Raw genomic sequence first — 16,303 nt, forward strand, 5'->3', positions numbered from 1 at the left:
TTAACCGTTTAGGGATGTCATTCCGATTTCGCCACGGCCTTGAGTGCCGTCACCTCTGCCGACGTTAATACTGACGACGAATCACCTTGGCTGGCATCTGCTAATGGCTTGGCATTCAGGGCCGTTTCGTCATCTGAGCTCGATTCATAATCTAAATATTCTGGCATAGCCGCGGTAATTTCCGCGCCGAGCAACACTATCATCCACGATAAATACACCCAGACAAACACTATGGGAATCGTCGCGAGCGCGCCGTAGATGGCTTCATAACTTGGAAACTGAGTCACGTACAAGGCAAAGCCTTTTTTACCTAACTCAAATAAGAGCGCGGCCACAATCGCCCCCAATAACGCATGTAAAAACTTCACCTTCTGATTCGGCACCACCATGTATAACAGCAGGAATGCGGCAACCGAAAACAACATGGGCAAGCGCGCAATAAAAATAGGCAACATGCCCGATAAAGCTTCAGCTTCAAACACCTTCAGTGAAATCACATAGGAGGATGCGACCAAACTCGCCCCGACCAATACCGGCCCTAACGTCAGCACCATCCAATACATTGAAAATGCGACCACCACGGAACGCTTCTCTTTAGTGCGCCAAATGTTATTCAGTGATTTGTCGATGGCGGAAATCAGCATAATGGCAACCACCACTAAGGCCGCGATCCCGACGGCTGTCCCCTTAGACGCATTGCCCACAAATTCATTGATATACACTTGCACTGTGTCGCCAGCAGCGGGTAAAAAGTTTTCGTAAACAAAGCCTTCTATCTGCCCACGAATGCCTTTAAACACCGGAAAAGCCGACAGCATAGACATAGTCACTGCCACCATAGGCACGAGTGACAATAGCGTGACATAGGCCAAATGTCCGGCGCGGATATTGATCTGATCTTCCACTAAACGCCGCCTTAAATGCAGCAGGAAGTGCCAGATCCCGAGGAATAAGACGCGAATTTGTGCCAGTTCTATCTTCTTAGTCACGGGTTTCTCTTGATTCTGTTGGTATAGACTCGTTATCTTCGTACAATAAACACTTAATTTACAAGTCTAAGGAGTGAATTGATGTCTCAACAAGGATCTGCGGGTAACGTTATTTCCGCTATTGCTAGCCTATTTTTCCCTGGGTTAGGCCAACTATTACAAGGCCGCATTATGGCCGCACTGTTATTTTTCATTATCACAGTGGTGGGTTATGCACTCTGGTGGCTAATTGTGCCCGCGGTAATAGGTGCTATCTTTCATCTGTGGAGCATTATCGATGCGGCTCGATTTAAGGCCGATTAATTTCAATTCACTCAGTGACGGAATACCCAATGAAAAGACTGATAACTTCAGGCCTGATTGCCGCAAGCCTCCTGCTCAGTGGTTGCCAAAGTGCCTATTATGGCGCGATGGAAAAGGTCGGTTACCATAAACGCGATATTATGGTCGACAGAGTTAAAGACGCGAAAGAATCCCAAGAGGACGCCCAAAAAGAGTTCAGCTCGGCCCTCGAAGAGATGCAAGCCCTGCTCAATCACGATGGCGGCAACCTAGAAAAAGCCTATAACAAGGCTAAGGATGAATACGAATCGGCCCAAAGCGCCGCAGATAACGTCAGCAACCGCATCAAGAAAGTTGAAGATGTGGCCGAAGCGTTATTCGATGAGTGGCAAGGTGAAATTGGCGAGATCAGCAAAGCCAGCCTGCGCCGTAACAGTGAAGCTAAGCTCAAAGAAACCCGCCGCGCCTACGAACAATTGATCAAAAGCATGCACCGCGCCGAATCAAAAATGCCACCTATCCTTACCGCCATGAAAGACAACATGCTGTATCTCAAGCATAACTTGAACGCCCAAGCCATTGGTGCGATCAAAGGCGAATTTGCCAGCCTGCAAACCGATATTTCGGGCCTGATTAAAGAGATGAACAAATCGATTAACGAGTCGAACAAATTTATCGAGTCACTCGAAAAATCAAAAAGTTAGCTTGAATACAATTGACTCATTCGAGGCGCAAGCTGTTAGTTTCAATTAAAGAAAATAGAACTAACAGCTTGGGCTAACTCATCGCCGCTTAATATGAGTCATTGTTAGTGAGTTGCTGACATGGCACATCACACTAAGTGATTGACCATTCATCAAATTATCCCGCAGGAAAAATCTACCGCGAGTTGTACACACGATCCAAGCGACAGGCCGGATTCAAATTATCCGTCTTAGATCGCTAATGCTTGTTCAAGATCGGCAATTAAATCTTGAGGATCTTCAACGCCAATACTCAGTCTGATAAGGTTATCGTTCACCCCAGAAGCTAGCCTGCTCGCGACATCCATTGCCGCATGAGTAGTACTTGCTGGGTGGCAAGCTAAGCTTTCTAGATCGCCTAAACTGACCGCTTGAGTAAATAGGTTTAAATTATCTAAAAACTGCGCCGCTCGGCTAAACCCGCCTTCAAGCTCAATACTCACCATACCGCCAAAGGCATTTATCGTTTCACTCAAAACTTGATGCCCTGGATCCTGTGAAAGCCCTGGATAATAGACTTTTTCGACGCTCGGATGTGATGCTAAAAAAGCAGCGACTTTAGCGGCTCCCGCAAGATGGGCATCCATTCGCAACGCTAAAGTACGTAAACCGCGCTGCAGTAAATAGGCTTCCTGTGGCCCAATAGCAGCCCCAATATGCTTAAGTGCTAAGGTGCGAATTGGCTGCATTAATGCTTTACGGCCCGCGACTACACCCGCGATTAAATCACCATGCCCACTTAAATATTTAGTGGCACTGTGCATCACGATATCTATGCCATGTTCCAGCGGTTTGAATAAATACGGCGTTAAAAACGTATTATCACAAATGGTGATTGCCCCAACCCGCTCAGCGGCGAGCTTTACCTTACGATAATCACTGACTTTTAAGGTCGGATTGGTAATAGGCTCAAATAAGATAATTTTTGTCTCGGGGCTTATCTCAGACAATAAGTGGTCATCATCTTGATAACGGCGCACTGTAATGCCCGCGCGGGTCAGCGTTTGTATTAGAAATGCCGCAGTACCACCATATACAGGATCGATAAATGCGATTTCATCACCTTGACTGGCCAAGGCATAGAAAATACTGCTGATTGCCGCCATACCACTCGCAACCACAAGCGCGTCATCAGCCCCCTCTAGCTGGGCCAATTGGTGTTCGAGTGCCTGTACAGTGGGGTTCGCCATACGACTGTAGATAAACCCCGGCTGTTCACCGGCAAAACGCGCTCGACCATCTTCGGCACTGCCATAGGCAAAAGTGCTACTTTGATAGATAGGTGTCGTGAGCGCACCCGTTGAGTTTTCAGCGGTATGATGGGTGTGAAGTAATTTGGTTTTAAACTGCATAATAGATCCTAATAACAATTAAATAGCATTGGAAAATGAGGCGTAATGCGCTTTCGCAACATCAGGATGTGAGCGTAAACGTCCTTTTAATACGTTTTGGCCAACTTGGTGAAAGAGTGGATTTAATGGATCGCTTGCAGGCCCTTGGGCTTGGCGTGCCAAATATTCAGGCAAGGGTAACAAGGGAACCGTAGCGTTCAACTGTGCCGCCATAAAAAAGGCGCAAGAGTAGCGCTCAACTCCAGCAGGCGGGCTAGTGACCCTGTGATAAGTGGCTTTTAAATACCCGTTAGAGGCTAACTCAAGTAACTCACCTATATTAACAACAAAGGCGCCCTCCAAGGGCGGAATGCTTACCCAGCCGTCGTCAGTCTGAACTTCTAAACCCGATTGCTTATCTTGCAGCACTAAGGTGAGGTAACCAGGATCTTTGTGCGCTCCCACCCCTTGGCCAGAAGTCTCTCCATTCGCACTTGGATAGCGGATAAGCTTCATGTGTTGATATGGGCCAGTATCAATCGTGGCATCGAATGCGGTCTCTGATTGCTCTAATGCGACAGCGAGCGCCTTCAATAGCGTAACACTGGTATCGGCTAAGTCCTGTTGCCATTCCAATAAAATCGTTTTCATCTGCGGTAATTGGGACGGCCATTGATTAGGTCCTTGTAATTGCGACCATTTGGGCACATCCGAACGCGGAGGATTAGCGGTTTCCTCTTGCATTATGTCAAATTGCTCACGCAAATCAGGCTTCCCTAAAGTCAATTCACCTTGTAAACGGGTATAACCACGAAAATGAGGCGTGTTCGTCATTTTCACAGCGAGCTTATCGGCGAGAGGGAGCGCAAAGAAATCCCTAGCTAACTGAAGTACTTGCTGCTGTCTCGCGAGCTCAATGCCATGGCCAGTTAAATAGAAAAAACCTATCCTTCTAGCTGCATCGGCAAGTTTATTAATGAAGGCGTGACGACTTTGCCCACCCGCATGCCAATCGCTTAAATTCAATATCGGTAATTGTTCCATCAATGACTCCAATTCAACGCATGATTTGAGTCGGATTCTATGCCTTTATAGGTTAATGGATAACGAATTAATAACTATTTGATATATCAAACAAGAATATTAGATCATTTAGATATATAGACATCTAGGCTTCCATACTTCCCTTTCACTTGTCGATGAGTCGTAACGTTACTCATCTCGCCTCCCTGCAATCCCTTCTTTTTTTGTGCAAGCCCAAAACACTTGGCTTTGTGAGCTATGGCGCGCTTTAATGGATTGATAGCACCAATCTTAGACCTGTCGCACAATTTCACTTAGTACTCAAAAACTTATCATCAGTTCATCACTCAGACACTGTACTCGTTACTCATTCGCTGTATTCATCACTATGACTTTTATCGAATCACTCACCCTGATGTTGGCACTCATGTATCTCGCCTCCCTCAGCTATTGGAGCGGCCAGAAATGGGGCGCTGCCGCCACACTGTTACTCAGCGTCGGCGCCGTCGCGATTAGCCTTTACTGGCCATTGGCACTCGGACTGATTATTGCGCTGCCGTTGGCATTATTGGGGCATAAATTTGCACCTGATTCCTTCAAGGGTGAGATTAAGATAAACACCCTGCGGGAAGGCACTCAGCATGTCTTGGCGCTATCGCTTTTACTGGTTGCCGTGCAATACACAATCAATACCATACTGCTTAAGCAAGGTATTACACCTTGGCTCATGCGCCCAGATGTGGTCGATGCTTTCCTGCCAATTGCTGGCGGCATTGAGCTTAAGGCTATTGTCAGTCTGAATTTATGGGATCAAACCCATCCTGCAGCGGCAGTGATGTTAGCTGCGGTATTACTCACAGGATTACTCTGCAAGCGAGCATTTTGTGGTTGGGCTTGCCCATTAGGTTTGGCAGGGGAATATCTGTATGCCTTTAGAAAACGCTTTATTAAATCAGAACTGACGCCACCCGCTTGGCTCGATTGGCCACTGCGTATGCTCAAGTATCTATTGCTGCTTGGCCTCTGTTACATAGTGATTGGCATGCCAGCGCAATCGATTCCTAATTATCTCGATGGCAATTACCATAAGATTGCCGACTTGAAGATGGCACTGTTCTTCCTAACACCTAGTCTAATTACTTTATTAGTGTTTACGCTGATCCTTGCCTTAGCCGCATGGCGCCGTCAGGGATTCTGCCGTTACTTGTGCCCCTATGGTGCCATGCTCGGGATCTTAAGTTTTGCGAGTCCCTTAAAAATCCGCCGTGATACTCAGCACTGCCTTATCGAAGCAAAAGGGATGAAATGTGACAAGTGCACCCGCGCCTGCCCAGCAAACATCATAGTGCACACCAAAACCACGGTTCGCAGTGACGAATGCCAAGCCTGTATGCGCTGCGTCGCCGCTTGCCCAAAATCTGCCGCCCTTGGCCTAGGACTTAAATTCGGCCACAGACTCGGCCACAAGGGATTACTCGCATTAGTACTCATTACCTTATTTATTCTGCCGCTTGGCGCGTACTTAGCGGGTTTCTGGCATAGCCAAACACCCGACAATATCCGCATGGAACTGATCCAAGTGATAGATAGAGTGGGGCATTAGCTAATCCCCAAAAAAGCACACTGCAGATAATGGCTTACATCACTATTTGCAGTATTTTTAATATATAAGTCATAACATTGACTACAATCAGGCAACCACTCGATTTTATCGCTGATACTATTCCTATGCGAATACCAGATAAGTGGTTTTATGTTCCATAACGGAGCTAGCCTATGCGACCCAACCGACAGCAACTGATCCGTTCGTTATTTGACGAATATATTGAGATGTATTCCTCCCGTGATGACAGGCTAACCCACCGCTTTAGTGAGAACTTTAGCGGCTATGCTGGCAGTAGTGACCAGCTTGTGACCGACAGGGAAGAATGGGTGCGGATCACTCTGCAGGACTTTGCACAAGTGCCTGAGCGGATCCATATCGAAATGTTAGATCTCTCCTTACAAGATCTTGCCGCAATTGCATACGGGTGATGAATGAGGAGCAATACAGGATCTCAAGATTCAGCATTTTTAACTAATCGCCGGCATACCCAATCTTCTCGTCACAGAATAACAGAGTTACAACGTTTAGCAGAGCCCGCAGTGCTTCAGAGAATATATGCTGCAAGCACTAAGCTTTTAGCGATATAACGAATAAAACTTCACATCAGCTCCATAGCGCAAAGTATCGACATGCCCATGACCAAATAACTCCCAACAAAAAGCCCCGCATAGTTTCCTATGCAGGGCTTTTTAAACCGATTGACCCACCTTAATGGCGAGTCAGACGATCATTAAGCGCGGTTAAAGCGCTTACGATCGTTTTCAGTCAAGTGTCTCTTACGAACACGAATGTTCTTAGGCGTTACTTCAACTAATTCGTCATCATCGATGAACTCAAGCGCTTGCTCAAGTGTCATTGTGATTGGCGTAGTCAGTACTTGAGCTTCGTCAGTACCAGAAGCACGCATGTTGGTCAGCTGCTTACCTTTCAGACAGTTAACTGTCAGATCGTTTGAGCGAGCGTGGATACCAACTACTTGGCCTTCGTATACTTCAGCGGCATGGCCGATAAAGAGACGACCGCGATCTTGTAGACCGAACAGTGCGAAGGTCAGAGCCTTACCAGTAGCGTTAGAGATCAATACGCCGTTAGCGCGTTGACCGATATCGCCACCTTTGTGTGGACCGTAATGGTCGAACGAGTGGTAGATTAGACCAGTACCAGAAGTCGCAGTTAAGAATTCAGTTTGGAAACCGATTAAACCACGGCTTGGGATGATGAAGTCGATACGTACACGACCTTTACCATCAAGCTGCATGTCTTTCATTTCAGCTTTACGGGTACCTAACTTCTCGATCACTGTACCTTGATCTTCTTCTTCAACGTCAACAGTCAACGTCTCGTATGGTTCACACAGTTCACCGTCGATGGTTTTCAGAATTACTTCTGGACGTGATACGGCTAACTCGTAACCTTCACGACGCATGTTTTCAATCAGGATTGATAAATGCAATTCACCACGACCAGATACGCGGAAGCGATCTGGACTTTCTGTTTCTTCAACACGCAGTGCCACGTTGTGGACTAATTCTGTTTGCAGACGTTCCAGAATGTTACGTGAAGTCACATACTTACCTTCTTTACCAGCAAAAGGTGAAGTGTTAACTTGGAAAGTCATGGTCAGAGTGGGTTCATCAACAGTCAAAGCAGGCATTGCTTCTACTGCGCCAACGGCACAGATAGTGTCAGAAATTTTCAGCTCGCCTAAACCTGTGATAGCAACGATGTCGCCCGCGTTAGCAATTTCAACTTCAGTACGGTCTAGACCCATGTAACCTAATACTTGGCCCATTTTACCGTTACGAGTTTTGCCATCAGCGCCAATAATGGTCACTTGTTGGTTAGTTTTAACGCTACCACGCTTGATGCGGCCGATACCGATAACACCCACGTATGAGTTGTAGTCGATTTGCGAAATTTGCATCTGGAACGAACCTTCGGCGTCAGCATCTGGGAAAGATACTTTTTCAACGATAGTTTGGAACAGCGGCGTCATATCATCGCTCGCTACATCCGGATCTAAAGTTGCAAAACCGTTTAACGCAGAAGCGTAAACGATTGGGAAATCTAATTGCTCGTCAGTTGCGCCTAAGTTGTCGAACAGGTCGAATACTTGGTCGATAACCCAATCTGGGCGTGCACCTGGACGGTCAATCTTGTTGATAACAACGATTGGCTTTAAGCCTTGAGCAAACGCTTTCTTCGTTACGAAGCGAGTTTGTGGCATTGGACCGTCAACGGCATCAACCAGCAATAATACTGAGTCAACCATAGACAGAACACGCTCAACCTCACCACCGAAATCGGCGTGGCCTGGGGTATCAACGATGTTAATACGGTAGTCGTTCCACTTGATGGCAGTATTCTTTGCCAGAATCGTGATCCCACGTTCCTTTTCAAGATCGTTGGAGTCCATCACCCGCTCAGTGGCTTCTCCTCGGGTTGCAAGGGTGCCTGACTGTGACAGCAACTTGTCTACCAGGGTCGTTTTGCCATGGTCAACGTGTGCAATAATGGCGATGTTACGTAAATTCTCTAGCACGGATAAACCTCTTACCATCAAACAAAAATAGGGATATTTCAGTAATTCGTTATGGCGATCTAGCTCGATCCGCCACAATAAAAAGCGTGCCATTCTACTCCAGAGCGGCCTTGGCGCACAGGATTATTTTTGAACACTTATAAAACAATCCGCCGATCCTTGGGTAATTCCTGCCAATATTCCATTGAGTGAAATCCTCTACCGCCACAGTTAAAGCACTGTTCAATTGCCATATTAGTAGGGAAAATCCGAGTTAAGCAGCTGAATTTGCTATTTTTCATACTCTAGACGCAAACAATTTCTGCTGATTTAAACATCAATTAAAATTGATGTCACCGCGATGAAATCATCTCGCCGAGAAACAGCAATAAATTCTAGCGTACATTTAACTGAGCATTCATATTGGCGTTTATGACCGCGAAAACTGAATGTCTTTAAGACTCACTTCATTGTCACGCTATACCTTTATTACGCATTACTTATTCACTTGGTCTGTGAACAACAAAGACATTTCGCACATGAGAACGAACTCTTTCCTAATAATATGATAATAAACCACTATTGGATTGAGAATGCGTGGCATAGTTGGACAGACTAGCGTGGTTTTATGACAATTATGCGGCGGCGAAATAGCCCAGAGAAATAGTCCAGTTCTGTGCTGAAAAGATGTGCTAGATTCAGTGCTGCTGTCCTTATGCGACTAATGTGGGCCAAGGCGTCACTGCCATCTCACTGCCACATAAGCAGTGCATGTTATTACTTTGGATCCAAGCCTAGGTTTGCATGAATCAATTCAGTGCGCACCAAAATGGATTGGTGCACCAAAATGGATTGATGCACCAAAATGGATTGATGCACCAAAATGCCACAGCTGAAGGCACCATAGTGGTGCAAACACGAATCCAATTAAGTGCAGAAAAGATTTTAAACCTTGTTAATCAGCTAGTTAAATTATTGGCATGGATATCGCTTTATCGCTCGTAAGTTTGGCTCAAGATAAATAACTTGAGTTAAAAGATTATAGAAGGGGCATCCCTTTACCCTACCGGAGGCTTGAGAATGTCAGTTGAATCAGTTTTAAAGCAACTTGAAGAATTAGAAGTTAAGTTCGTTGATTTACGTTTTACCGACACTAAAGGTAAAGAGCAGCACGTATCTATTCCTTCTCATCAGGTAGATGCTGATTTCTTCGAAGACGGCAAAATGTTTGACGGTTCTTCTATCGCAGGTTGGAAGGGCATTAACGAATCAGACATGGTACTGATGCCAGATCCAACGACATTCGTACTGGATCCTTTCACCGAAGAAACCACAGCGCTGATCCGTTGTGACATTCTTGAACCAGGTACTATGACGGGTTATGACCGTGACCCACGTTCAATTGCTAAAAAAGCAGAAGCTTACCTAATCTCTACTGGTATCGCTGATACTGTTTTGATTGGCCCAGAACCAGAATTCTTCCTATTTGATGATGTCCGTTTCGGTACTGACATGTCAGGTTGTTTCGTTAAGATCGACGCTAAAGAAGCGGCTTGGAACTCAGGCACTAGCTACGAAGGCGGCAACACAGGTCACCGTCCATTCACTAAAGGCGGTTACTTCCCAGTTGCACCGGTTGACTCATCACAAGACCTACGTAGCGCTATGTGTTTAGTGCTTGAAGAAATGGGTCAAGTGGTTGAAGCGCATCACCACGAAGTGGCGACTGCGGGTCAAAACGAAATCGCAACTCGCTTCAACACGTTAACTAAGAAAGCGGATGAAATCCAAATTCTGAAGTACGTAGTGCACAACATGGCACACGCTTACGGTAAGACGGCGACTTTCATGCCTAAACCCATCGTTGGCGACAACGGTAGCGGCATGCACGTTCACCAATCTCTGGCGAAAGACGGTGTTAACTTGTTCGCTGGCGACAAATACGCGGGTTTAAGTGAAACGGCGCTGTACTACATAGGTGGTATCATCAAGCACGCTCGCGCGCTGAACGCTTTCACTAACCCAAGCACTAACTCTTACAAGCGTTTAGTGCCACACTTTGAAGCACCTGTTATGTTGGCCTACTCTGCCCGTAACCGCTCTGCATCAATCCGTATTCCAGTGGTACCAAGCCCTAAAGGCCGTCGTATCGAAGCGCGTTTCCCAGATCCACATGCCAACCCATACTTAGGTTTCGCAGCGCTGCTGATGGCCGGTCTTGACGGTATCCAAAACAAGATCCACCCAGGTGAAGCGATGGACAAAGATCTGTACGATCTGCCTCCAGAAGAAGCGGCTGAAATCCCACAAGTGGCAACGTCATTAGAAAACGCCCTTGAAAATCTGCAAGCTGACCATGAGTTCCTGACAAAAGGCGGCGTGTTCAGTGAAGATTTCATCCAATCTTATATCGTACTGAAAACAGCAGAAGCTGAGCGTGTAGCACGTACAACTCACCCACTTGAGTTTGAAATGTACTACAGCTTGTAATCCTTACTCGCAAATTGATTAAGCCCCGAATTGTCGGGGCTTTTTTATGCCTAGCGGGGCATCTATGACGATTGAATTATTTTATGTAATTAACTGAATAGCCATCCCCACACACTCATTAGCCATTACACTCGCAGCGACCCCAATAGCAACAGAGACTTGTTCTATATAAGGTAGAGAACCATCTCAGTTCCATTAGATGAATGTGAATTAAGTGGGGACACATAACGGCCTCCTGACGAATGCTTAAATAAAGCAATCAGTAGGAGGCTATGCAGTGAACAATTAGCTATGGCATCCTTGCCAACTATTCCTCTGCCATCACACGTTTTCCATTGTTATCGACCACCAATAAATAAGTACCTCCTATATTCGCAGCACATAAATCTATCGCCCTACCCGCAACTTTAAGACCATCGACACAATGATTTATACTCAGATACTCTGTCACTTTACCTTTTTCTGTGGTCAATATTTTCACACCGTCAACAGAAACATCGTAGCTGTCATTCGCAAACACACGAACATTGAAGACATCGGCGGTGTTGTTGGACTTTTTGTCTATAACTGACAGTAGCCTTTCGCCTGACGCTTCCCATGCGATGACCCAAAGATCATCGCTATTTTTTAAGGTTGTCGTAGTACGCTCTTCTTTATTAACGTTAACGCTGTCTTTCACACCTAAGTTAATCATATTGTTAATGGCTTTGTAGCTATAGGTGTAGGCACTGCCGATATCATTGGTGTTAACATCCGCCGAAACTAGATTATTACTGTCAAACAATCCTGAGTAACCAGTGCTTATATTTCGTTTATCAACATAAAAATCTGCCATATAGGGCAGTGAATTGATGAAATACAAGTCTGCTGTATGCGTCAGCTTGTCATCTAGCTCATCTGAACTTTCGCCGCAGCCAGCCAACATAGTGCTAAAACTGACTGCTATCGCAATAATAAATCCTTTATTACTTCTGTTCATAATATCTCTAAGTCCCAACATTAATTTGCGGTTTAACATTTTTATCGCCATTGATCTCTACCTTATTATTTTGTTAGAAAAAATAATTAATGATGACATTACTGGCTCTCTCAATTTATAGAAAAATGCTAACACACACTTTTATTAACTGCCTTCAGCAGTTGTCGGATATTGTCAGGAATTGTCATGGTCTATCAGATATCGTCTTCAAGCAGAGTGGGGATGATGAGAGATGAATACTCACTAGTATTGCACTACACATATATGACTGATGACAGATGTTACTCGGGGAATAAGATATTTTAGATATATATTTTATTTTTAAAACAATGAAAATTTGGTTTAAGATAGAAAACTCTATTGCCAACCAGATAAATAGCGGTCATCCATCTCGGTAACTAATATCAAAAAAATCAATATCACCAGCCGCTAGAGACAAATAAATACCCTTTTGAACGAATCGTTTTTATCTTAAATGGATTACGCGCGTCATCGCCGAGTTTTTTTCTAAGCTGACAAATATGATTATCAACACCGCGCTCTATACCGTCGTAATAATAGCCTTTTACTTGTTCGACTATATCGTTACGAGACAATATATTTCCGGCATTTTTAGCTAAAGTGATCAGCAGATCATACTCTCCATCCGTAAGCTTTATCGCTACATCTGCTAAGGTTACGCTTCGCTTTTGGGTATTGATCGCTAATTGGCCAAAACTAATATATTCGCTTACCTGCTGGTTCTCAGCAATCGATTCGGCCAATCTATCTCGCCTTAAAAACGCTTTGATTTTAGCCAGCAACATACGAGGTTTGACTGGTTTAAGTAAGTAATCATCTGCGCCAATTTCAAGCCCAACAATTTGATCTATTTCTTCTTCTCGCGCGGTAAACATCAAAATATAGCCGTTATATTGCGGCCTTACTTCTCGGCATACACTCAAGCCGTCTTTTTGCGGTAACATGATGTCGAGTATCACCAGTGCGGGCTGCCATTCAAGAATCCTCGATACTGCTAGCACGCCGTTTGAGATTATCTCTACTTGGCAACCTTCATAGTTAAGGTACTCCTGAATAGACTCAGCTAAAGGCAAATCATCCTCTACAATGAGAATTTTGGTTTTCATTATCGCCTACTCCTTAACCTGCTATACGTCATAACTTCTTGTCTGGCCAACTGAGGACAAAACGAGCGCCTCCTAAAGCTGACGCGTTAACGCTCGCCGAACCGCTATGCCAATCTATGATTTGCTTGACAATGGCTAGGCCTAATCCTGTCCCACTCTTTTGCAGATTGCGGCTTTCATCGTCTCGATAAAACGGCTCAAACACTTTATCTCTGGAGGCCAAAGGCACACCATAACCATCATCTTCAATGAAAACCATCCACCCTTTTGCTGTTTTTTGGTAGCCGACGTGGATCTGGCTTTGCCCATAGGCAATGGCATTTCGGACTAAATTACTGATGGCGCGGCTCATGTAAAACCTATCGAATCTTGCCAAGCATTCATCATGCCCAAGCAAAGTGATGACTATCGTTGGGTTAGCCTCTTGCCACAGCAGTAACTCTTGTCTTAGCCAGTGGTTGAGCTCAATTGACTCAAATGTCAGTGTCGGTATTTCGCTATCAAACCGCGCATGTTCAAGCATTTCCGACACTAATGAATTTAACTCATTTAATGAAAACTCTATACGATCTAGTTGCGTCAATTGATTATTATCCTGAGTATTATTTCTCAGCATTTCAATATTAAACTCTATCCGAGCGATAGGTGTGCGTAATTCGTGAGAGACGGCATTTACAAGATTTTTATGTGAGGAAATTAATCGCTGAATTTTCTCCGCCATAATATTAATGGTGTTGGACAAGTGATTTAAATGGCTAAAATGAATAAATTTAGCACGCGTATCAAAATGGCCTTTCCCCAGTAATATCGCGACCTTATTCAGGCTTAACATAGAGCGCCACGCAGGTATCAGCCACACGATAATCGGCACTAACAGCGACAAGCCAAATATCAAATAAAAGATACTTAACATGTACTGCACCTTAGGCTTTAACTCAGTGCTGAATGGTCCTAGAACAATCACCTTGTCGCTGCTGCCAATACGTTGCATCACCCTGTCTGCTGGGTAGCCAATCGCATCAGAGTCCGCAGTAGACAGCGCAATAATGCGTCCTGCATATAAGTCACTCATCTGCTCATCATTTTCGTGTATCTCGCCAAGTGACTGCAATGTCACTGGGTAGGCAAAATCCTCATTGATGACAGCAATTATCGAGTGCCAGTTATTTTCTGGCTGCTTATTTAACGCATGAGTAATAAGATAAAATACGCCCATACTCCAACGCTGAGCATCATTGACTAAATATTTAGGTACGGTATTAGGTTTGATTACCACCAACAGCTGATCGGCGTCGATTCTTCGGTAGACTAAATCCGTTAACGGCTCGCCAACGACGTTATTCTGATCAATCCATTGCTGCTGCACAATTGAAAAGTCATCCCGCTGATAGTCTTGCACTGCAAGTTCATAGCCAAAATTAGCCTGCATATTCTGTAAATAGGCAGCCCTGTCTTGCTTCGGCAACCGCTGTAATTGCACTGCAAGCATATTGGCCGTACCTGATGTCAACAACTCCAGCGCCCACTTCTCGGTCGGATGCCTGACTTTATTTTCAAACAGCGGAATGATAAATAGCTGAATACCCACCACTGACAAAATAACGATAATAGCCAAAGATAATAATGATTTTTTCATACGTAGCCTATAACGAAAAAATATTCGAAAAGTGGTATTTCAATAACAATGCAAAAATGAAAACAATCTATTGGAAGGGTTGTCGCTATTCATCTATCACTTACTGACATGCTTACGACAAACAGTCAGGTGAGATACGCCGCAATTACACGCTGTTATTAGAGTGCAGAGCATTCTCCTTATGCACGCTTAGCCACAAGCGTAAAACCTTGTGACACCATCCTTGATTTTTAATTTTTATCTGTACATTAATATTGGCAACTAGAACATGTCGATAGAAAATTAGCTAAGCCACTAAAAAATAAAACAATGTTATTTAGTGTTGCCGTCAAAGTTATGCACATGGGCGATGAACTGAGCGGACGACTAGCGTGTCAATTTAGCAGACTGATGTGAACGTTACGTGACTTTAGAATCCCATACCACGAATAGTTTAGGCCACACAGCCCCTTCACTAAGCCTCCCTTCAACTTAGCTTTAGTGGTTTTTAGACGTTAAAAACGAATACACTTTTGAACATAAACGTGCTTGAGCGTTTACAAGGTAAGGAGCTAAAACCTTAGGTCAGCTATCGGCATTGTCTTTTACTGTATGCAGTAAACGCTGAAATTTACTGTACTACACACAAGATAAAGCTAAACCTAGAATGCCAAATTTAGTAAATCATCTTGATGCCGTTGCTGTGTTCATGCTGATTGCACTAATGAACTGTTAAGTACGAAATGATCATCATGCGTTGCAATGACTTTCCATTCTAGATTTGAATACAATACCGGTATATGAGTAAAAACCAATAATTCTGGTTCAAGCATTTCTTTAACGATTTTTTCAGCATGATTGATCAATTGAGCGCTAATACCCTGTTTACGATTTTCAGGATTAACAAAAACTGCATTAATCCAAACAGCTTGCCTCTGAGTCATTAGAGACAAAAAAACGCGTAAAGACTAAACCACCAACCAACTCTCCCCCTTTCAAGGCAACAATTGGATTTGGGATTACTTGACCATCCTTTGTGGCTGCTAAAGGTTCAACTTCATCCCATTCACTTTCAAACCATTGATACAATTTAGTTAAATATATCGATTCACTTTCAACCGTTTAAATTAAAACAATAAATACTCCATTTAACGACTCATTTCACTAAATAACGATCCAACGTTAACGATTTCAAACCAGCCATGAAACACAAGATAACCTACAACACTTTTCGCACTATGACTAAACACATTTAGCGGAGTGCTAAAAGTCGCATGCCGTAGGTATTTAAGGTGTTGTCTATAAATTGCAGAAATTTAGCAGACGTTTGACAGATTGAGCTTGAGCCACCACCTCACAAATTTCCTCAGTCATCGATACGCTGCACTTGTTCTATTAACAGCCTCGCGATCATTTAGAAGATAGTACATTGCTTCGTTAGCCGGAGCCCTTCAACTCGCCCAAATCCCGTCATTGAACCTATTAGCAGATTAAAGCTATTCATTTCCAATCAGTTCTTGCGCTATAGCACACGACTCGCTAGCTTGAGAATGTCCATGCAGCACGATTAATCCTGATCACTTGGACGCTCTTATTC

At 44.3% G+C, this 16,303-nt stretch carries 12 protein-coding genes and 1 pseudogene; 5 read left to right on the forward strand and 8 right to left on the reverse strand.

What is annotated here, in order from left to right:
* Positions 1-17 precede the first annotated feature (17 nt).
* Positions 18-989 carry a virulence factor BrkB family protein gene (locus tag DYH48_RS19820; protein WP_006086585.1) on the reverse strand — a complete coding sequence of 324 codons (972 nt, stop codon included), beginning with the start codon at positions 987-989 and terminating at the stop codon, positions 18-20.
* An 81-nt stretch (positions 990-1,070) separates the two neighbouring features.
* Between DYH48_RS19820 and DYH48_RS19825 the strand changes: the two genes are divergently transcribed.
* Both DYH48_RS19825 and DYH48_RS19830 read left to right on the forward strand, forming a co-directional pair.
* Positions 1,071-1,292, forward strand: coding sequence for a hypothetical protein (locus tag DYH48_RS19825; protein WP_006079786.1), 222 nt, complete (start codon positions 1,071-1,073; stop codon positions 1,290-1,292).
* A gap of 29 nt (positions 1,293-1,321) precedes the next feature.
* Positions 1,322-1,975: a DUF2959 domain-containing protein gene (locus tag DYH48_RS19830; RefSeq protein WP_115335716.1), complete on the forward strand. Its 654-nt coding sequence runs from the start codon at positions 1,322-1,324 to the stop codon at positions 1,973-1,975.
* A gap of 230 nt (positions 1,976-2,205) precedes the next feature.
* Here DYH48_RS19830 and DYH48_RS19835 read toward each other — a convergent pair whose 3' ends face one another.
* On the reverse strand, positions 2,206-3,366 hold the full coding sequence (locus DYH48_RS19835) for a trans-sulfuration enzyme family protein (RefSeq protein WP_115335717.1): 1,161 nt from the start codon (positions 3,364-3,366) through the stop codon (positions 2,206-2,208).
* Between the two features lie 18 nt (positions 3,367-3,384).
* Complete coding sequence (locus DYH48_RS19840) at positions 3,385-4,389, reverse strand: isopenicillin N synthase family dioxygenase (protein WP_115335718.1); 1,005 nt, start codon at positions 4,387-4,389, stop codon at positions 3,385-3,387.
* A 367-nt stretch (positions 4,390-4,756) separates the two neighbouring features.
* Between DYH48_RS19840 and DYH48_RS19850 the strand changes: the two genes are divergently transcribed.
* Together DYH48_RS19850 and DYH48_RS19855 are read left to right on the forward strand one after the other, a co-directional pair.
* On the forward strand, positions 4,757-5,971 hold the full coding sequence (locus DYH48_RS19850) for a 4Fe-4S binding protein (protein ID WP_115335719.1): 1,215 nt from the start codon (positions 4,757-4,759) through the stop codon (positions 5,969-5,971).
* A gap of 173 nt (positions 5,972-6,144) precedes the next feature.
* A pseudogene (locus tag DYH48_RS19855) lies at positions 6,145-6,384 on the forward strand (nuclear transport factor 2 family protein); the annotation flags it as partial.
* A gap of 320 nt (positions 6,385-6,704) precedes the next feature.
* On the opposite strand, the gene typA reads toward DYH48_RS19855, so the two are convergent.
* Entirely contained in the window at positions 6,705-8,516 is a 1,812-nt protein-coding gene (gene typA / locus DYH48_RS19860) for a translational GTPase TypA (protein ID WP_012196535.1), read from the reverse strand.
* Positions 8,517-9,575: 1,059 nt separating this feature from the next.
* Here typA and glnA point away from each other — a divergent pair.
* On the forward strand, positions 9,576-10,985 hold the full coding sequence (glnA, locus tag DYH48_RS19870; RefSeq protein ID WP_006079778.1) for a glutamate--ammonia ligase: 1,410 nt from the start codon (positions 9,576-9,578) through the stop codon (positions 10,983-10,985).
* Between the two features lie 307 nt (positions 10,986-11,292).
* Here glnA and DYH48_RS19875 read toward each other — a convergent pair whose 3' ends face one another.
* The 4 genes from DYH48_RS19875 to DYH48_RS23835 form a co-directional block, all read right to left on the reverse strand.
* Positions 11,293-12,015, reverse strand: a complete 723-nt coding sequence (locus tag DYH48_RS19875; protein ID WP_006086576.1) for a hypothetical protein — start codon at positions 12,013-12,015, stop codon at positions 11,293-11,295.
* A gap of 368 nt (positions 12,016-12,383) precedes the next feature.
* Positions 12,384-13,091, reverse strand: a complete 708-nt coding sequence (locus DYH48_RS19880; RefSeq protein WP_115335721.1) for a response regulator — start codon at positions 13,089-13,091, stop codon at positions 12,384-12,386.
* Between the two features lie 28 nt (positions 13,092-13,119).
* A complete protein-coding gene (locus DYH48_RS19885; RefSeq protein WP_006086574.1) occupies positions 13,120-14,727 on the reverse strand; it encodes an ATP-binding protein in 1,608 nt (535 codons plus the stop codon).
* Positions 14,728-15,413: 686 nt separating this feature from the next.
* Entirely contained in the window at positions 15,414-15,650 is a 237-nt protein-coding gene (locus DYH48_RS23835) for a GNAT family N-acetyltransferase (protein ID WP_006086573.1), read from the reverse strand.
* Between the last annotated feature and the right edge of the window lie 653 nt (positions 15,651-16,303).

The organism is Shewanella baltica, assembly GCF_900456975.1.
GTDB classification, from domain to species: domain Bacteria; phylum Pseudomonadota; class Gammaproteobacteria; order Enterobacterales; family Shewanellaceae; genus Shewanella; species Shewanella baltica.

Coding starts and splice junctions, on each gene's coding strand:
- DYH48_RS19830 (WP_115335716.1), top strand. CDS start 1,322: ATGAAAAGACTGATAACTTCAGGCCTGATTGCCGCAAGCCTCCTGCTC.
- DYH48_RS19850 (WP_115335719.1), top strand. CDS start 4,757: ATGACTTTTATCGAATCACTCACCCTGATGTTGGCACTCATGTATCTC.
- DYH48_RS19885 (WP_006086574.1), bottom strand. CDS start 14,727: ATGAAAAAATCATTATTATCTTTGGCTATTATCGTTATTTTGTCAGTG.
- DYH48_RS19880 (WP_115335721.1), bottom strand. CDS start 13,091: ATGAAAACCAAAATTCTCATTGTAGAGGATGATTTGCCTTTAGCTGAG.
- DYH48_RS19840 (WP_115335718.1), bottom strand. CDS start 4,389: ATGGAACAATTACCGATATTGAATTTAAGCGATTGGCATGCGGGTGGG.
- DYH48_RS19875 (WP_006086576.1), bottom strand. CDS start 12,015: ATGGCGATAAAAATGTTAAACCGCAAATTAATGTTGGGACTTAGAGAT.
- DYH48_RS19835 (WP_115335717.1), bottom strand. CDS start 3,366: ATGCAGTTTAAAACCAAATTACTTCACACCCATCATACCGCTGAAAAC.
- DYH48_RS23835 (WP_006086573.1), bottom strand. CDS start 15,650: ATGACTCAGAGGCAAGCTGTTTGGATTAATGCAGTTTTTGTTAATCCT.
- glnA (WP_006079778.1), top strand. CDS start 9,576: ATGTCAGTTGAATCAGTTTTAAAGCAACTTGAAGAATTAGAAGTTAAG.
- DYH48_RS19825 (WP_006079786.1), top strand. CDS start 1,071: ATGTCTCAACAAGGATCTGCGGGTAACGTTATTTCCGCTATTGCTAGC.